Consider the following 16,734-nt stretch of genomic DNA (forward strand, 5'->3'; position numbering starts at 1 on the left):
CCCCCGGTCCTGGAGGTCACGCCGACGTCGGGTCGGTGTCCGGCGGGTGGTCGAGGTTGCGACGGGCCGCGGTGACGGCCGCGTCGACCGTCGGGTGTGCGTCTGTGACGACACTGGCGATGCCGGTCGCGTCGAGCAGGTCGCGCACCTGGCCGATCTCGCCGGCGAATAGCAGCCGGATGCGGTGGTGCTCGAGGTCGGCGTACAACCGGTCCAGCATCTCGACGGCGGTGATGTCGATTCCCGGCACGGAGGCGGTGTCGAGGACGACGGCCCGCGTGTCGTCGTGGACGTGGCCGCGTACGGCGGCTGCCACGTTGTCGGCGTTGGCGTAAATCAGCCCGGCCTCGGGCCGCAGCACCACGATCCCGGGCTCGGTGACCGCGTCGGGATGGCGCTGCAGGTCGACCCAGCGGCCGCTGTCCGGTGTGCGGCCCAGCTCGGCGACATGGGGCCGCGAGGCGCGGAACAGCAGTAGCAGGACCGACACCGCGACACCGAGGAAGAGCCCGGGCAGGATGTCGAGGACCAGCACACCCACCATCGCGCTCGCCGCGGCGAGGAAGTCCGCATACGCCGTGACGCCGTAGATCCGCCGCAGGCTCGGGGTGGCCAGACGCGCGTACTTGCGCAGCCCCCGGACATCGACGAGTCTCATGACGGCCGCGATCACCACGGCGGCGAGGGTCGCCTCCGGCAGGTTCGCGAACAGACCGGTCAGGAACAGCAGCGTCATCACCGTCAGCGCCGCCACGACGATGCCGGAGATCTGCGACACCGCCCCGGCCGAGGCGTTGACGGCGGTCTTCGACAGGGACCCGTTGACGATCATTCCGGAGGACAGTCCTGCGCCGATGTTCGCTGCGCCCACCCCGAGCAGCTCCTGGTTCGGATCGATCTCGTAGTGTTCCTGGGCGGCGTAGTTCTTGGCTGCGCCGATGCCCTCGGCGAACGCCACCAGCAGGATCCCTGCCGCCGACGCGAGCAGCGCGGCGTAGTCGGATCCAGAGACGCTGGGGAGCCCGAGCGGAGGTAGCCCGCCTTCGATCCGCCCGACGATCTCCACTCCCTCGGCGTCGAGATCGAAAACCGAGACGGCGACGATGCCCAGGACGACCGCGACCAGCGGGGCGGGCAGCCGGGGCGACACCCGGTGCAGGACCAGGACGACCGCGAGGGAACCGGCGCCGACGGCCAACGTCCAGCCGTTCGTCCCGCCCAGCGACGTGACCAGGTGCCAGGTCTTTTCGAAGAAGTCCCCCTCCCCCCTCGGGACTCCGAAGAGCTTCGGGAGCTGCCCGACGATGATCGTCAGCGCCAAGCCGACGATGAACCCCTTCAGCACCGGTTCGGAGATGAAGGAAGCCAGAAACCCCAGACGCGCCAGCCCCGCGAGGATCCCGAGCGCCCCGACCAACAGCGCCAGACCGGCCGTCAGCGTTGCCGCATCGGCGTCACTGGAGATGCCGGCAACAGCAGCACCCGAAAGCGCCGCGGTGGCCGCCATCGGACCCACCACCAGCTGCCGGGAGCTGCCGAACAGCGCATAGAGGAGCAGAGCCGCGGGCGCGGCGTACAGGCCGATCACCGGGGACACCCCGGCGATCGTGGCGTACGCGAGAGCCTCGGGCACCAGAACCGCCCAGACCGTCAGGCCGGCCAGCAGGTCCCGTCCGATCCGATCTGCCCGACAGCCCTCGAACGACGTGAGCAGCGGCACCTTCACAACACGAGCACAGCAAACCCTGCCCAGCCACGACAGAGTCCGAAGACCCCGGGCGCGACCCCACGAGTCCGGCTGCGTCAGCGGACGTCGACGCTTGCCGGGCAGAAGCCCCATCGAGGCCTGCCGCTGAACATGTCTCTCACCGCCACATTCCTGGTGGGCGCGGAGGGTTTCGAACCCCAGACGTGACCGAGGTCAGCCGGTCGCTGAGCCCCTGAACAGGGATTTTCGCGCATACCCCATCACACCATGCTCACTGACGCACGCGTGTGGGCAAAATGTGGGCACGCCCTTGCCTCAATCCAGCGCGGGCAGACTGCCTCGTTAGATTGTCGACGGTGTGACGCTCAAGATGGCGAGGTGCGCCGATATCGGTCTTGCCGAACTGCCGCACGCCACCGACGGGCTGGGGCGCGTACTCGACCTATTGTCCGAAGACTGCTTCCGTCGCGGCGGGCCCTCCCTTGCTGCGCTCGTCGTGTCTCAGTCGACCGGCGAGGTGGGGTCAGCCTTCCGGGGCAATCCGAGTTCCGAACGTACGAACGTGTACAAGCACTGGCGAGATGTCGTCCATACCTGAGCAGGTGGTTCGTCGCCTTCAGCGTGCCCAGTACTGCAGCATCGGCTCCTCGGCCAGTCGCGTATCTGCTCGAGTGATGATGAGCGCGTCCCGGTCGATCCAGTACTGCACGCCTTCGTTCGTCACGACGTACCCGAGTTCCGTGCGGACCGGATCGTCGATCTCGATGGGCGCGCCGTCGCTGAGCCGTACACCCTTGTAGTACAGCCGCCCGACCCCGGTCTCGCAAATGACCACCAGCGACTGCGGGGTACGGCCGATGAGCACCGCCGAGTTGGTGTAGTTGCAGCGTCCCCCCGGAACACCGATGAAACCCTGCGCGTCGGTACCGGCAACAGTCGGTAGTGGTGCCGCCGTGCGGGGTGCGCTGACCGTCGAGGGGGGAACGGGGGTGGTCATGCGCGATGTGGACGCTGGATCGCTCGGCATGAGCTCGATGATGTTCACGGTGAACTTCGGCACGGTGGTACGGCCCCCGATCTGGGTGTCGTAGGAGTACGACCCGTCCACCTCGACGTACATCTTGACGATGTCGTCCTCGACCACGTCGGCCACCAGGGCGGGGTCGTCGGCCTCGATGGCGGTGTTCTCGTCGTAGTCGTACGGGCTGTCCTGCAGGACAGCGGCGGTGTCGGCTCGGAAGCGGTCGGTACCGGTGGCTGAGTCGAACTGGGTCACCCGGCCGTAGACGAGGATCTTCCGTCCCGAAAAAGCATCCGGGTCCTTCACCAGCAGAGCAAAGTCCCGCTCCGAGATTTCCTGATAGGTGGCCGGATCAAGCTTGACGGGGTCCTCCGGCTGTGTGGTCGTCGCGCCGCTACCCACGTTCGAGGATCGGCTGGGACTCGGGGTGGAGTCACCTCGACTGCACGACTGGACGCTGAGGATGGAAATCACAAGGATTGCCAGCACAGCCCAAGGCCATTTCGGCTTCTTCCGCTTCCTCGGCTGCGGGGGCGGGGCCTGGACGGCTCCATAGACTGGCACAGTTCCAGGCTGACCTGGATAGCCGTAAGGCTGTTGCAGGTATCCATTGCCTTGCGGTGCCGACCCGTACGGCTGTTGCGCCCCTGCAGGTGGCTGGTCGCGATGGGGGTATGGGGGCGGCTGGGCCATGCCTTCGTCCATTCGGTGGAGGCCTGCCCTCGTGTTGCAGCAGACCAAGTGGTTCGCTAGGACTATCACCCAGTGACTCCGGCCGTTACAGAGCCATCCCGAGTGGTCCCCCGGGAGCCGTCGCGCCGACGCTGTAAACGTCCAGGCTGCAAGCGGATGGGCCACAGGGAGGAGGGTTGCGAAGGGCGGTACTCGAGCGTCCCGCGGTCAGAGTGAGGCGTCCTGGTTCGACAAGGCCGCCGCCGACGTCCCCCGCGTCACGCCTCACGACCTCCGGCATACAGCGGCAAGTCGAGCCATGCCGGCGAGCGTGAACGTCAACGGCGGTTCAGCGGATGCTCGGACACGCGAGCGCGGCGACGACGCTCGACGTCTACGCCGATCTCTTCGACGACTTGGAGGCGGTAGCTACCGTTCTGCCGGAAGCCCGAGCGGTAACGAGTGTGGGCAAGATGTGGGCAGCGAGGGCATCATCCGGCGGGCCACAAAGCCCTGAACAGGCCTCTCACCGCCACATTCCTGGTGGGCGCGGAGGGTTTCGAACCCCCGACCGCTGGTGTGTAAAACCAGAGCTCTACCACTGAGCTACACGCCCGCAGATCCGGCGGCTCACGCCGCCGGATCTCGTCTCAGGACTTTAGCGCGGCCAGCGCTCGCACCCAAGCGCCCTGGTCACGGGGTTCGCCGGGCTGATTCTCCTCGGCGAACCGGACGATGCCGTCCTTGTCGACGACGAAGGTGCCGCGGTTGGCGAAACCGAGCTTCTCGTTGAACACGTCGTAGGCCTGGGCGACGGCACCGTGCGGCCAGAAATCGGACAGCAGCGGGAACGTGTAACCCTGCTCGGCGGCCCAGATCTTGTGCGTGGGCGAGGCCCCCACCGACACGGCGACGATCGCGGTGTCGTCGTTCTCGTAGGTCGGCAGGTCGTCCCGCACGGCGCACAGCTCGCCCTGGCAGACACCGGTGAACGCCAGCGGGTAGAACACGAGCAGCACGTTCTTCTTCCCACGGAAGCTCGACAGCGTCACTTCCTGGTTGTTCTGGTCCTTCAGTGTGAAATCGGGCGCCTGGGCACCCACCTCGATCGCCATTGCGTCGGTCGTCCTTACTTCGGTGGCGGAACTGAGCGGTGTGCTCAGCGCTTGGTGCGGGCGGCCTTCGGCTGCACCAGCCGGCTGCCCACCCAGTCGCCGAGATTGGCGGTCGAGGTCTGGGTCAGGCCGGCGGTCGTCGCCGATTCGGCGATCTCGCTGGGCTCGACATGGTCCGGACGCCCGGTCTTCGGCGTCAGCACCCAGACGACGCCCTCGTCGGCGAGCGGGCCGATCGCATCCATCAGGGCGTCGACAAGGTCTCCGTCGCTGTCGCGCCACCAGAGCAGCACCACGTCGACGACCTCGTCGGATTCCTCGTCGAGCAGGTCCGATCCGATCGTGTCCTCGACGGCGGCCCGCAGGTCGTCGTCCGTGTCCTCGTCCCAACCGAGTTCCTGAACCACCTGGTCGTGGGAGATACCGAGCTTCTGAACGTAGTTCTGGGCGTCCGCCGCGGCGACCACGGTGGTGTCCTCCTTCGGTTGTGGCCGCGGGCTTGCCGCGTACCGGATGTCATGAGCGATTTTTCAAAGCGAACATCCTCGGGGAGCTCAACGCAAGCCGAACCGCACGGAAATTCTCGAGAATCTTCCGGGGACGTTACCGCGAGAAGCGTCACACTGCCGACCCGCCGCGCGGACCCGAACCGTCCGGATACCCACCCTGCGCGCGTTGTACACCCGGGGGGATGCCTCCTACCGCGGGATGGGGGAAGATGAGCAGTGCATCTCGTTCAGATGTCGATGAGTCGGCTCCCACAAGAGCCGGCCCTACGGAGCGGGCGCCACACCTGCGCGCCCCACCACGATGAGGAGCAGACGTTGACAGACCTGATCCACGAGCCCGATTCCTCGACGAGCGCCGCCACACCGGGCGCCTCGGAAGCGGGATCCTCGCCGAACACCACCGGGGCCACCGACGGCCGCGTGCGGGTCATCCGCGAGGGCGTGGCCTCCTACCTGCCGGACATAGACCCGGCCGAGACCACGGAGTGGCTCGAGTCCTTCGACGGGCTGCTCGAGTCCGCCGGTCCTGCGCGTGCCCGGTATCTGATGCTGCGCCTGCTCGAGCGCGCCGGCGAACGCCGTGTGTCCATCCCGGCCCTCACCTCGACCGACTATGTGAACACCATCCCGACCGAGAACGAGCCGTGGTTCCCCGGCGACGAGGAGGTCGAGCGCCGCTACCGCGCCTTCATCCGGTGGAACGCCGCGATCATGGTGCACCGCGCACAGCGTCCCGGCATCGGCGTCGGCGGCCACATCTCCACCTATGCGTCCTCCGCGGCACTGTACGAGGTGGGCTTCAACCACTTCTTCCGCGGTAAGGACCACCCCGGCGGCGGTGACCAGATCTTCATCCAGGGGCACGCCTCCCCCGGCATCTACGCTCGCGCCTACCTCGAGGGCCGCATCCCGGCCGAGCAACTCGACGGGTTCCGCCAGGAGGCCAGCCACGCCGACCAGGGCGGCGGCCTGCCGTCCTACCCGCACCCGCGGCTGCTGCCCGATTTCTGGGAGTTCCCGACGGTGTCGATGGGCCTCGGGCCGATGAACGCGATCTACCAGGCGCGGTTCAACCACTACCTGCACGATCGCGGCTTGAAGGACACCTCCGACCAGCACGTGTGGGCGTTCCTCGGCGACGGTGAGATGGACGAACCGGAGTCGCGGGGTCTCGCGCACGTCGCGGCGACCGAGGGTCTGGACAACCTCACGTTCGTGGTCAACTGCAATCTGCAGCGCCTGGACGGCCCGGTCCGCGGCAACGGCAAGATCATCCAGGAGCTGGAGTCGTTCTTCCGGGGAGCCGGCTGGAACGTCATCAAGGTGGTCTGGGGCCGGGAGTGGGACACCCTGCTGCACGCCGACAAGGACGGCGCGCTCGTCAATCTGATGAACGTGACCCCGGACGGCGACTACCAGACCTACAAGGCCAACGACGGCGCGTTCGTCCGTGAGCACTTCTTCGGCCGTGATCCGCGCACGAAGGAGCTGGTCAAGAACCTCAGCGATCAGGAGATCTGGAATCTCAAGCGCGGCGGCCACGACTACCGCAAGATCTACGCGGCCTACGCTGCGGCCATGGCGCACAAGGGTCAGCCGACGGTGATCCTGGCGCACACGATCAAGGGATACACCCTCGGTAAGCACTTCGAGGGCCGCAACGCCACGCACCAGATGAAGAAGCTCACGCTCGACGACCTCAAGTACTTCCGCGATCTGCAGCGCATCCCGATCTCGGACGCCGAACTCGAGGCGAACCCGAAGATGCCGCCGTACTACCACCCGGGCAACGACTCGCCGGAGATCCAGTACATGCTCGAGCGGCGCCGCGCGCTCGGCGGGTTCCTGCCCGAACGTCGCACCGCCGATGCGCCGCTGCCGCTGCCCGGGGACAAGACCTACGAGGTGGTCCGCAAGGGGTCCGGCAAGCAGCAGGTGGCCACCACCATGGCTTTGGTGCGCATCATGAAGGAGCTGCTGCGCGACAAGGAGATCGGTCCGCGCATCGTGCCGATCATCCCGGACGAGGCCCGCACGTTCGGTATGGACTCGTGGTTCCCGTCGCTGAAGATCTACAACCGCAACGGCCAGCTGTACACGTCGGTCGACGCCGAGTTGATGCTCGCCTACAAGGAGAGCGTCGCCGGGCAGATCCTGCACGAGGGCATCAACGAGGCCGGGTCCACCGCCTCCTTCACCGCCGTCGGCACCTCGTACGCCACGCACGGGCTGCCGATGATCCCGCTGTACATCTTCTACTCGATGTTCGGCTTCCAGCGCACCGGCGACGGCCTGTGGGCGGCGGCGGACCAGATGGCCCGCGGATTCGTGCTCGGCGCGACGGCCGGCCGCACCACCCTCACCGGCGAGGGTCTGCAGCACGCCGACGGGCATTCGTTGCTGCTGGCGTCGACGAACCCGGCGGTGGTGTCCTACGATCCTGCGTTCTCCTACGAGCTCGCGCACATCGTCAAGGACGGTCTGCGCCGTATGTACGGCGGCACGGAGGGCGTCGACGGGTTCGGTGGCGAGAACGTCTTCTACTACATCACCCTCTACAACGAGCCCTACGTGCAGCCGGCCGAGCCGGAGAACCTCGACGTCGAGGGCCTGCTCAAGGGCATCTACCTGTACCGCCGCGGTGAGGGCGCCGGGCCGAAGGCGCAGATCCTCGCCTCCGGGGTGCTCATGCCCGAGGCGTTGCGGGCTCAGGAGATGCTCGCCGACGAATGGGGCGTGGCCGCAGACGTGTGGTCGGTGACCTCGTGGGGCGAGCTGCGCCGCGACGGCGTCGAATGCGAGCGGCAGGCGCTGCTCGACCCGGGCGCCGACGCTCCGACGCCGTACGTGGCCAAGGTCCTGGCCGACGCCGCCGGGCCGTTCGTGGCCGTCTCCGACTGGATGCGTGCCGTACCGGACCAGATCCGGCAGTGGGTACCGGGCGACTACACCACCCTCGGCGCCGACGGGTTCGGGTTCTCCGACACCCGCCCCGCCACGCGCCGGTTCTTCAACATCGACGCGGAGTCCACGGTGGTCGCGGTGCTCGCCGCCCTCGGCCGGGACGGCGCTGTCGATCGCGCGCAAGCCGTCGAGGCCGCCCAGCGGTACCGGATCGACGACGTGGCGGCCGCACCGGAGCAGACCTCGGATCCCGGCGTGGCCTGATCCGAACCGCTCTGCCGCGGGCGACGGGCCGCGGGCGTAGTTTCGTCCCATGGTCGCAGAACCCGCAGAGCCGCGTCCGAAGCGCGCACCGGGCGTCCCTACGGGGCGTCCGGTGCCGCCGGCGCGGCCTGAGCGAGATCCCCTGCCCGATGCGCTCCTTCGTCGGGTCAAGCAGTTCTCCGGACGGCTGTCCACCGAGGCCGTGCACTCCATGCAGGAGCAGTTGCCGTTCTTCGCCGATCTCGACGCGTCGCAGCGGTCCAACGTGCAGCTGATCATCCAGACGGCGGTCGTCGACTTCCTGGAATGGGTGCGCAATCCCGACAGCGATCTGCGGTTCAGCTTGGACGCGTTCCAGGTGATCCCGCAGGACCTGGCGCGGCGGCTGACGTTGCGCCAGACCGTGGACATGGTCCGCGCAGCCATGGAGTTCTTCGAGCAGTGGCTGCCGGCCCTGGCACGCAACGAGCAGCAACTCGTCGCGCTCACCGAGGCGACGCTGCGCTACGGCCGGGAACTCGGATTCGCCGCGGCCTCGGTGTACGCGAGCGCAGCGGAGTCCCGCGGTGCCTGGGACACCCGCCTCGAGGCCCTGGTCGTCGACGCGGTGGTCCGTGGCGACACCGGTTCGGACATGCTTTCGCGCGCCGCGACGCTGAACTGGGATGCGACGGCGCCGGCCACCGTGATCATCGGTACACCCCCGCCGAACGAGGGGGTGTCGGTCGTGACGACCGTGCACTCGATCGCGCAGCAGCACGGCCGGGCGGCGCTGGCGGTGGTGCAGGGTGAGCGGCTCGTGATGGTGGTCAGCGGCGAGCTGCACGGGAGCATCGAGGCGATGACGTTCCGGTCCGAGCTGATGCGCAGCTTCTCCGACGATCCGGTGGTGATCGGTCCCACCACGCCCACCCTCGCGTCGGCGCATGCCTCGGCGGTCGAGGCGATGGCCGGGATGGAAGCGGTGGCCGGCTGGCGGGGTGCGCCGCGGCCGGTGCATGCGGCGGAGCTGCTGCCGGAGCGGGCCCTGCTCGGCGACGCGGGAGCGATCGCCGCCCTCGAGGACGAGGTGGTGGCTCCGCTCACCGAGGCGGGTGTGGCGCTGGCCGACACCCTCGACGCATACCTCGACTGTGGGGGTGCTGTCGAGACCTGCGCCCGACAGCTGTTTGTTCATCCAAATACCGTGCGGTACCGACTCAAGCGCATCACAGAAGTCACCGGCCGGGACCCGACGAATCCCCGTGATGCGTACGTGTTGCGGATAGCGGCCACCGTGGGAAGGTTGGCTCGAAGTCATAACGAATTGCGGACTCCAGTCCCACCTGTCTCCCGCTTCACATTGCGCGAACCGGGCGCGTAACAGGGGGCGGCACTTCGTCGATGGTGAACGCCGACGTGCAGTTTTGTTGGAACCCTACAAAACTGCACCCGAGAGTTCATCCCTACCGACATCTCGCAGGGGTGTCCCCAGGGTGTTCCCTGATCATCGTGATTTCGCTGCTCGCCCCCGGTCAGGGGTCCCAGAAACCCGGCATGCTCGCCTCCTGGTTGGAGCAGACCGGCGCCCGCGATCGCGTCCAGTTGTGGTCGAAGGTCTCAGGCCTCGACCTCGAACGCCTCGGCACCACGGCGACGGCCGAGGAGATCACCGATACCGCGGTGACCCAGCCGCTGGTCGTCGCGACGGCACTGCTCGCCTACGAGGAGCTCGAGTCCCGCGGCCTCGTCCCGGACGACACGATCGTCGCCGGGCACTCGGTCGGTGAGCTCGCCGCCGCAGCCATCGCCGGCGTCATCAGCGCGGACGAGGCGGTCATGCTCGCTGCCGTCCGCGGCGCCGAGATGGCCCGGGCGTGCGCGCTCGAGCCGACCGGCATGTCGGCCGTGCTCGGCGGCCGGGAGGACGAGGTGCTCGCGCGGCTGGCCGAGCTGGACCTGACGCCGGCGAACGTGAACGCCGCCGGCCAGATCGTCGCCGCCGGCCGCCTCACAGCGCTCGAGGAGCTCGCGGCGAATGCTCCGGAGAAGGCCCGGATCCGGCCCCTTCCGGTCGCCGGGGCCTTCCACACCGCGTTCATGGCCCCGGCCCAGGAAGCCGTCGCCGAGGCCGCGGCGAAGATCGTCCCCAGCGATCCGACCCGCACACTGCTGTCCAACTCCGACGGGGCGCCCGTCGCCTCCGGAGCGGACGCACTGACCAAGCTTGCCGCACAGGTCACCCGACCGGTGCGCTGGGACCTGTGCACCGCGACCCTGCGCGGGGCCGAGGTCTCGGCGGTCGTGGAGCTTCCCCCGGCCGGCACCCTGGTCGGCATTGCCAAGCGTGAGATGCGCGGCACGCCGACCACGGCACTCCAGACCCCTGAGGACATCTCAGCGCTGGCCGAATCGATCAGAGTCGGTTAGTTTGCTGCGCGCGCGTCGCGCAGTACGGGACCTGCCCTCGACGGGCACCCGGAATCCGGGCGGAACCCTCCACCCGGTCCGATCACAGCAAGACGAAACGAAGAAGGGAGCCACGACGTGGCCGCCACCCAGGAAGAAATCATCGCCGGTCTCGCGGAGATCATCGAAGAGGTCACCGGCATCGAGCCCTCCGAGGTGACCGTCGAGAAGTCGTTCGTCGACGATCTCGACATCGACTCCCTGTCCATGGTGGAGATCGCCGTGCAGACCGAGGACAAGTACGGCGTGAAGATCCCCGACGAGGACCTCGCGAGCCTGCGCACCGTCGGTGACGCCGTCGCCTACATCCAGAAGCTCGAGGCCGAGGGCGTCCAGGCCACGAACGACAACGAGTGAGCCCAGCCGTGACTTCCGCCTCTCCCCGCACAGGGACATTTCCCAACGTCGTCGTCACCAGCCTCGCGGCCACGACATCGATCGCAGGTGACGTGGATGCCACGTGGAAGGGCCTGCTCGCCGGTGAGAGCGGGATCGACACGCTGACCGGATTCGTCGACGAGTTCGACCTGCCGGTTCGCATCGGCGGCAAGCTCAAGACGAGCCCCGACGAAACCCTCTCGCGCGTCGAGATCCGCCGGATGAGCTTCGTCGAGCGGCTCGCGCTCAACCTCGGCCGCACCGTGTGGGCGAATGCCGGCAGCCCGGAGGTCGACCGCGAACGCCTCGGCGTCGTCGTCGGCACCGGTCTCGGTGGCGGTGAAGCGCTCATCGACGCGGTCGACAAGCTGCGCAGCGACGGCTACCGCAAGGTGTCTCCGTTCGCCGTGCAGATGGTCATGCCGAACGGCCCGTCGGCGACCGTGGGTCTCGAGCTCGGCGCGAAGGCCGGCGTGATGACGCCGGTGTCCGCCTGCTCGTCCGGCAACGAGGCCATCGCCCACGCCTACCGGATGATCGCGATGGGCGACGCCGACATCGTCGTCGCCGGTGGCGTCGAGGGCCAGCTCGACGCAGTTGCCACCGCCAGCTTCGCCATGATGCGGGCACTGAGCACCCGCAACGACGATCCGCGTGGGGCGTCGCGTCCGTTCGACAAGGACCGCGACGGTTTCGTCTTCGGCGAGGCCGGCGCGCTGATGGTGCTCGAGACCGAGGAACACGCCAAGGCTCGCGGCGCCACCATTCACGCCCGCCTGCTCGGCGCCGGCATCACCTCGGACGGATTCCACATCGTGGCGCCCGATCCCGAGGGGACCGGCGCGGCACGCGCCATGACGAAGGCCCTCCGCGGCGCCGGCCTCGCGCCGGCCGACATCGGATTCGTCAACGCGCATGCCACGGCCACACCCATCGGTGACATCGCCGAGGCGAAGGCGATCAATGCCGCGGTCGGCAACCATGCCGCGGTCTACGCACCGAAGGGTGCCCTCGGGCATTCCATCGGTGCGGTCGGTGCGCTGGAAGCGGTCCTGACGGTCCTGAGCCTGCGGGACGGGGTCATCCCGCCCACGCTCAACGTGGACAGCCAGGATCCAGAGATCGATCTCGACGTCGTGAAGGGCGAAGCCCGGTACGGCCAGATCGATTTCGCGCTGAACAACTCGTTCGGTTTCGGTGGGCACAACGTTGCGCTCGCGTTCGGCCGGGCCTGACCCGACCGGACTTCGCTCCCCGTCGGGGTGGGGATCTCGTCACGAGATCCCCACCCCCGGCGCCCATCCCCCGCTCTTGCCTTGTCCGAGGAGAACGCGATGACCGTCCTGGAACCTGCTCAGACGCGCGACGCCGCCGTCGACCCCCGCGATCCGCTCCGGCGGCTCGAGCGGCTGTTCGACGCGGGCACCCTGAGCCTGCTGCACCCCCGGGACAAGTCCGGCATGCTCGCCGCGATCGGTTCCATCGACGGTGTCCGGACCGTCGCGTACTGCTCCGACGCCACCGTGATGGGTGGCGCCATGGGCGTGGACGGCTGCAAGCACATCGTCGACGCCATCGACACCGCCCTCGAGCAGGACATCCCGATCGTCGGGTTGTGGCATTCGGGCGGTGCCCGGCTCGCCGAGGGCGTCGACTCCCTGCACGCGGTCGGCTTGATCTTCGAGGCGATGGTCCGCGCCTCCGGCCGGATCCCCCAGATCTCCGTCGTCCTCGGGTTCGCGGCGGGCGGCGCCGCCTACGGACCGGCACTCACCGACATCGTCATCATGGCGCCCGAGGCCCGCATCTTCGTCACCGGCCCCGACGTGGTGCGCAGCGTCACCGGTGAGCAGGTCGACATGGAATCCCTCGGCGGTCCGGACACCCACACCAAGAAGTCGGGCGTCGCGCACATCGCCGCCCACGACGAGGACGACGCCCTGCACCGAGCCCGTCGCCTCGTGTCGATGCTCGCCGAACAGGGCGAGTTCGACCTCGACGCCGCCCGTCGCGGCGACACCGACCTGCGGGCGCTGCTGCCCGAATCCCCGCGCCGCGCCTACGATGTCCGCCCGATCCTGCACGAGCTGCTCGACAACGTCGAGGGCGAGTCCAGCTTCGAGGAGCTGCAGGCCGGATGGGCCCGCAGCGTCGTCACCGGTTTCGGCCGTCTCGGCGGCCGCACCGTCGGCGTCATCGCGAACAACCCGTTGCGCCTCGGTGGCTGCCTGGATTCCGTCAGCGCCGAGAAGTCCGCGCGCTTCGTGCGCCTGTGCAATGCGTTCGGTGTCCCTCTCGTCGTCGTCGTCGACGTGCCCGGCTACCTGCCCGGCGTCAGCCAGGAATGGGAGGGTGTCGTCCGTCGCGGCGCGAAGCTGCTGCATGCCTTCGCCGAGTCCGAGGTGCCCCGCGTGACGCTGGTGACCCGGAAGATCTACGGCGGCGCCTACATCGCGATGAACTCCCGGGCACTGGGTGCGACCGCCGTGTTCGCCTGGCCTGATGCCGAGGTCGCCGTGATGGGCGCCAAGGCCGCGGTGGGGATCCTGCACAAGCGGGCTCTGGCCGCGGCACCGGAGGAGGAACGCGAAGCCCTGCACGACCGTCTCGCTGCCGAGCACGAGGCGATCGCCGGCGGCGTCGGTCGGGCGATGTCGATCGGTGTCGTCGACGAACTCATCGATCCGGCGACGACCCGCAGCACGCTTGCTCAGGCGCTGGCGGCGGCTCCGGCGCGTCGCGGCCGGCACAAGAACATCCCGCTGTAGACGGCTGCGCCGCCGGTGCGTCCTCCGGGTTGTCCCAGCAGCCCGAAGGACGCACCGGCCGCGTAGCGGCCTATCCCACGTTCCGGCGCAGCCAGGTCACCTCGGCACCCTCGCCGCCGCTGCGGTAGGGCTCGAGGGCCTCGTCCCAGGCCGTACCCAGCACCCGATTCAGCTCCTCGACGATGTTGCTGCCGCCGGCGAGCAGTGACCGCAGCCGCATCTCGCCGACCACGACGTCCCCGTTCGCGCTCGTGTTGCCCCGCCACAGTCCCAGTCCGGGCACGTGACTGTAGCGCTCGCCGTCGACGCCGTCGCTGGGGTCCTCGGTGATCTCGAAGCGGATCATCGGCCACACCCGGAGAGCGTCGACGAGGCGTGCGGCGGTCCCCACGGGACCCGCCCAGTTCACAGTGGTGCGTAGTTGTCCGACGTCGACCGGTTGACCGATCCAGGTGAGGTCCGGACGGCAATCGAGGGTGGCGGCCAGTGCCCATTCGATATGCGGGCAGACCGCAGCAGGCGACGAGTGGATGTAGACCACCCCGGTCGTCGCATCCGCGAACTGGTTCGACGCACGCACTACACACCTCCACTTCGACGAGGGACGTCTTCCCCAACGGCCTGAGATCGAAGCGGTCGCGCGTGGCGACAGGGGACAGTCTGCCTGTGTTACTCCTGTTTCGCTAGAGAACGGATGAGGAATTTGAGAATTGGGTGAGAACGTCGTCCGACAGGGCGGGCCACCGTGGTTTCGCCCAGTCGCCGAAAGCCCTGTCCGTCAGCACGACACACGCGATCTCCGCGCGGGGATCGACCCACAGGAATGTACCGGACTGACCGAAGTGCCCGTACGTTTCGGGCGAATTGGCCGAACCGGTCCAGTGCGGGTCCTTCCGGCCGCGGATCTCGACACCGAGCCCCCAGTCGTTGGGCTTGTGCATCCCGTATCCGGGCACGATCCCGTCGAGACCGGGGAACTGCACCCGGGTGGCCTCCTCGAGGGTCTGCGCCGACACCAGACGGGGCGCGAGCAGTTCCGCGGCGAAGTGCGTCAGGTCGGCGAGCGACGACTGCCCACCGTGCCCGGCAGGTCCCGGCAGCGACGACTCCCGCATGCCGAGCGGCTCGAAGACGGCCTGGGTGAGGTATTCGGGAAACGGGATGCCCGTCTCACCCTCGACGAGCTCCGCGAGAATCTCGAAGCCCGCGCTCGAGTAGATCCGTTTGCGGCCGGGCTCCGTTTGCGCCGTGCGTTCGTCGAAGGCCAGTCCCGATGCGTGCGCCAGCAGATGGCGGACGGTCGACCCCGACGGGCCGGCGGGCTGATCGAGCTCGAGCGCGCCCTCTTCCACGGCGACGAGGACCGCGTAGGCGACGAGGGGCTTGGTGACCGATGCGAGACGGTAGAGCCGCAACTGGTCGCCGTGCTCTGCGACGACACCGCCGGCGCGGGTGAGAACCGCGGCGGCGGCGTGGTCGACAGGCCAGTCGGAGATCGCGTCGAGGCTGTTCACGTACCCAGCCTAGAAGACGGCACCGGTGGCCGCGGAATCACCGATCGGCGTCGGTGTACCGGATGACGCCGCGGATGTTCTTCCCGTCGAGCATGTCCTGGTAGCCGTCGTTGACCTGCTCGAGGGTGTACGTCCGGGTGACCATGTCCGCGAGGTTGAGGTGTCCGGCCTTGTACATCGCGAGCAGGTTCGGAATATCGACCCGCGCATTGCAGCCGCCGAAGATGTTGCCCTGCAGATCCTTCTGCAGCATCGCGAACAGGAACGCGTTCAGCTTCACGTCCATGTCCGTCATGTGCCCCATCGCGGTGACCACGCAGCGGCCGTTCTTCGCCGTCAGCTGCAGAGCCTCCTCGACGTACTCACCGCGCATCTCGCCCACGGTGATGATCGTCTTGTCCGCCATGCGTCCCCACGTGGTCTCCATGATCGGCATGAGCGCCTCGGCCATCGACGGGTAGGCGTGCGTCGCGCCGAACTTCAGGGCCTGCTCACGCTTCCACGGCACGGGGTCGATCGCGAAGATCTGCCGCGCTCCGGAGGCGACGGCGCCCTGCAGCGCACTCATTCCCACACCCCCCACGCCGATCACGGCGACGGCCTCACCGGGCTTGACGTCGGCGACGTGGGTGGCCGATCCCCAGCCGGTGGGCACGCCGCAGCCCACGAGGGCGGCCAGCTCGAACGGGACGTCCTTGTCGATCTTGACGACCTGAGTCTGGTTGACCGTCATGTAGGGCGAGAAGGTGCCGAGCAGGCACATCGGAATCACGTGCTGTCCGCGCGCGTGGATCCGGTAGGTGCCGTCGGAGATCGCCATCCCGCTGAGCAGCCCGGCGCCGAGATCGCACAGGTTCGAGTGGCCGGTGGCGCACGACGGGCAGCGCCCGCACGCCGGAATGAAGGAAAGGACGACGTGATCGCCGACCTCGAGGCCCACGACGCCGTCTCCGACCTTCGTGATGACGCCGGCCCCTTCGTGCCCGCCCATCACCGGGAAGGACGGCATGGGCGTCGCTCCCGTCACGATGTGGTGGTCCGAGTGGCACATGCCCGCCGCCTCCATGCGGATCTGCACCTCACCCGCGACCGGGTCACCGATCTCGATTTCCTCCACCGACCACGGCTCGTCGAGACCCCACAGGATCGCGCCCTTGGTCTTCATCTGCATCGCCCTCCGTCACAGTGCGTGTGTACGCATGTGACCATAGCCACAAGACGACGAAATTGGAACAGGTTCTATTGCCGACCCGGCACGGTGGGACGGACGACCGGCGCCGGGTAGGGACTTGCGTCCCGATGTCGCCCGCCGGCTCGCCCCCGCCGGCCCGGGCCGGAGGATCGGGCTGACGATCGAGCTGCGATGCGGCCAGGCACGCCGCCGGCGCGGTGGAACCGGACCGATCACGCGAACAGGACGTCGACCAGGGTGA

The 16,734-nt window shown here is 68.4% G+C and carries 14 protein-coding genes, 1 tRNA gene and 1 pseudogene; 8 read left to right on the forward strand and 8 right to left on the reverse strand.

Annotated elements, in window-relative coordinates; genetic code table 11:
• Window positions 1-16: 16 nt before the first annotated feature.
• A complete protein-coding gene (locus AC2IPW_RS14785) occupies window positions 17-1,726 on the reverse strand; it encodes a SulP family inorganic anion transporter (protein WP_486375111.1) in 1,710 nt (569 codons plus the stop codon).
• 340 nt (window positions 1,727-2,066) lie between these two features.
• On the opposite strand from AC2IPW_RS14785, the gene AC2IPW_RS14790 reads away from it, so the two are divergent.
• Window positions 2,067-2,306 (forward strand): hypothetical protein, encoded by a 240-nt coding sequence (locus AC2IPW_RS14790; protein WP_486375112.1) that lies wholly within the window; start codon window positions 2,067-2,069, stop codon window positions 2,304-2,306.
• 18 nt (window positions 2,307-2,324) lie between these two features.
• On the opposite strand, the gene AC2IPW_RS14795 is transcribed toward AC2IPW_RS14790, so the two are convergent.
• Window positions 2,325-3,035 (reverse strand): hypothetical protein, encoded by a 711-nt coding sequence (locus AC2IPW_RS14795; RefSeq protein ID WP_486375113.1) that lies wholly within the window; start codon window positions 3,033-3,035, stop codon window positions 2,325-2,327.
• Window positions 3,036-3,609: 574 nt separating this feature from the next.
• On the opposite strand from AC2IPW_RS14795, the pseudogene AC2IPW_RS14800 reads away from it, so the two are divergent.
• A pseudogene (locus AC2IPW_RS14800) lies at window positions 3,610-3,883 on the forward strand (tyrosine-type recombinase/integrase); the annotation flags it as partial.
• A 59-nt stretch (window positions 3,884-3,942) separates the two neighbouring features.
• Here AC2IPW_RS14800 and AC2IPW_RS14805 read toward each other — a convergent pair.
• From AC2IPW_RS14805 to AC2IPW_RS14815, 3 genes are all read right to left on the reverse strand, one after another.
• A tRNA-Val gene (locus tag AC2IPW_RS14805) sits at window positions 3,943-4,017 on the reverse strand.
• Window positions 4,018-4,051: 34 nt separating this feature from the next.
• Window positions 4,052-4,516: a peroxiredoxin gene (locus tag AC2IPW_RS14810; protein WP_416061282.1), complete on the reverse strand. Its 465-nt coding sequence runs from the start codon at window positions 4,514-4,516 to the stop codon at window positions 4,052-4,054.
• A 44-nt stretch (window positions 4,517-4,560) separates the two neighbouring features.
• The gene (locus AC2IPW_RS14815) at window positions 4,561-4,983 is read right to left on the reverse strand and encodes a DUF3052 domain-containing protein (protein WP_003937077.1); all 423 of its coding nucleotides are present in this window, start codon (window positions 4,981-4,983) and stop codon (window positions 4,561-4,563) included.
• A 357-nt stretch (window positions 4,984-5,340) separates the two neighbouring features.
• On the opposite strand from AC2IPW_RS14815, the gene aceE reads away from it, so the two are divergent.
• The 6 genes from aceE (at window position 5,341) to AC2IPW_RS14845 (ending at window position 13,787) form a co-directional block, all read left to right on the forward strand.
• Window positions 5,341-8,193 carry a pyruvate dehydrogenase (acetyl-transferring), homodimeric type gene (gene aceE, locus AC2IPW_RS14820; protein WP_040782636.1) on the forward strand — a complete coding sequence of 951 codons (2,853 nt, stop codon included), beginning with the start codon at window positions 5,341-5,343 and terminating at the stop codon, window positions 8,191-8,193.
• Between the two features lie 49 nt (window positions 8,194-8,242).
• Window positions 8,243-9,556, forward strand: coding sequence for a PucR family transcriptional regulator (locus AC2IPW_RS14825; RefSeq protein ID WP_238586446.1), 1,314 nt, complete (start codon window positions 8,243-8,245; stop codon window positions 9,554-9,556).
• Between the two features lie 128 nt (window positions 9,557-9,684).
• The gene (locus AC2IPW_RS14830) at window positions 9,685-10,602 is read left to right on the forward strand and encodes an ACP S-malonyltransferase (RefSeq protein WP_040782669.1); all 918 of its coding nucleotides are present in this window, start codon (window positions 9,685-9,687) and stop codon (window positions 10,600-10,602) included.
• Between the two features lie 117 nt (window positions 10,603-10,719).
• Window positions 10,720-10,998, forward strand: coding sequence for a meromycolate extension acyl carrier protein AcpM (gene acpM, locus AC2IPW_RS14835; RefSeq protein WP_003937073.1), 279 nt, complete (start codon window positions 10,720-10,722; stop codon window positions 10,996-10,998).
• An 8-nt stretch (window positions 10,999-11,006) separates the two neighbouring features.
• Entirely contained in the window at window positions 11,007-12,254 is a 1,248-nt protein-coding gene (locus tag AC2IPW_RS14840) for a KasA/KasB family beta-ketoacyl-ACP synthase (protein ID WP_003937072.1), read from the forward strand.
• Between the two features lie 99 nt (window positions 12,255-12,353).
• Window positions 12,354-13,787 carry an acyl-CoA carboxylase subunit beta gene (locus AC2IPW_RS14845; protein WP_450121635.1) on the forward strand — a complete coding sequence of 478 codons (1,434 nt, stop codon included), beginning with the start codon at window positions 12,354-12,356 and terminating at the stop codon, window positions 13,785-13,787.
• Window positions 13,788-13,857: 70 nt separating this feature from the next.
• On the opposite strand, the gene AC2IPW_RS14850 is transcribed toward AC2IPW_RS14845, so the two are convergent.
• The 3 genes from AC2IPW_RS14850 to AC2IPW_RS14860 all read right to left on the reverse strand — a co-directional run bounded on the left by AC2IPW_RS14850 (window position 13,858) and on the right by AC2IPW_RS14860 (window position 16,466).
• Complete coding sequence (locus AC2IPW_RS14850) at window positions 13,858-14,367, reverse strand: DUF3145 domain-containing protein (protein ID WP_003937070.1); 510 nt, start codon at window positions 14,365-14,367, stop codon at window positions 13,858-13,860.
• A 103-nt stretch (window positions 14,368-14,470) separates the two neighbouring features.
• Entirely contained in the window at window positions 14,471-15,301 is an 831-nt protein-coding gene (locus AC2IPW_RS14855) for a serine hydrolase domain-containing protein (RefSeq protein WP_003937069.1), read from the reverse strand.
• Between the two features lie 37 nt (window positions 15,302-15,338).
• Entirely contained in the window at window positions 15,339-16,466 is a 1,128-nt protein-coding gene (locus tag AC2IPW_RS14860) for an NDMA-dependent alcohol dehydrogenase (RefSeq protein ID WP_054375132.1), read from the reverse strand.
• Window positions 16,467-16,734: the final 268 nt, after the last annotated feature.

It is taken from the genome of Rhodococcus sp. NS-SX18 (genome assembly GCF_057367935.1).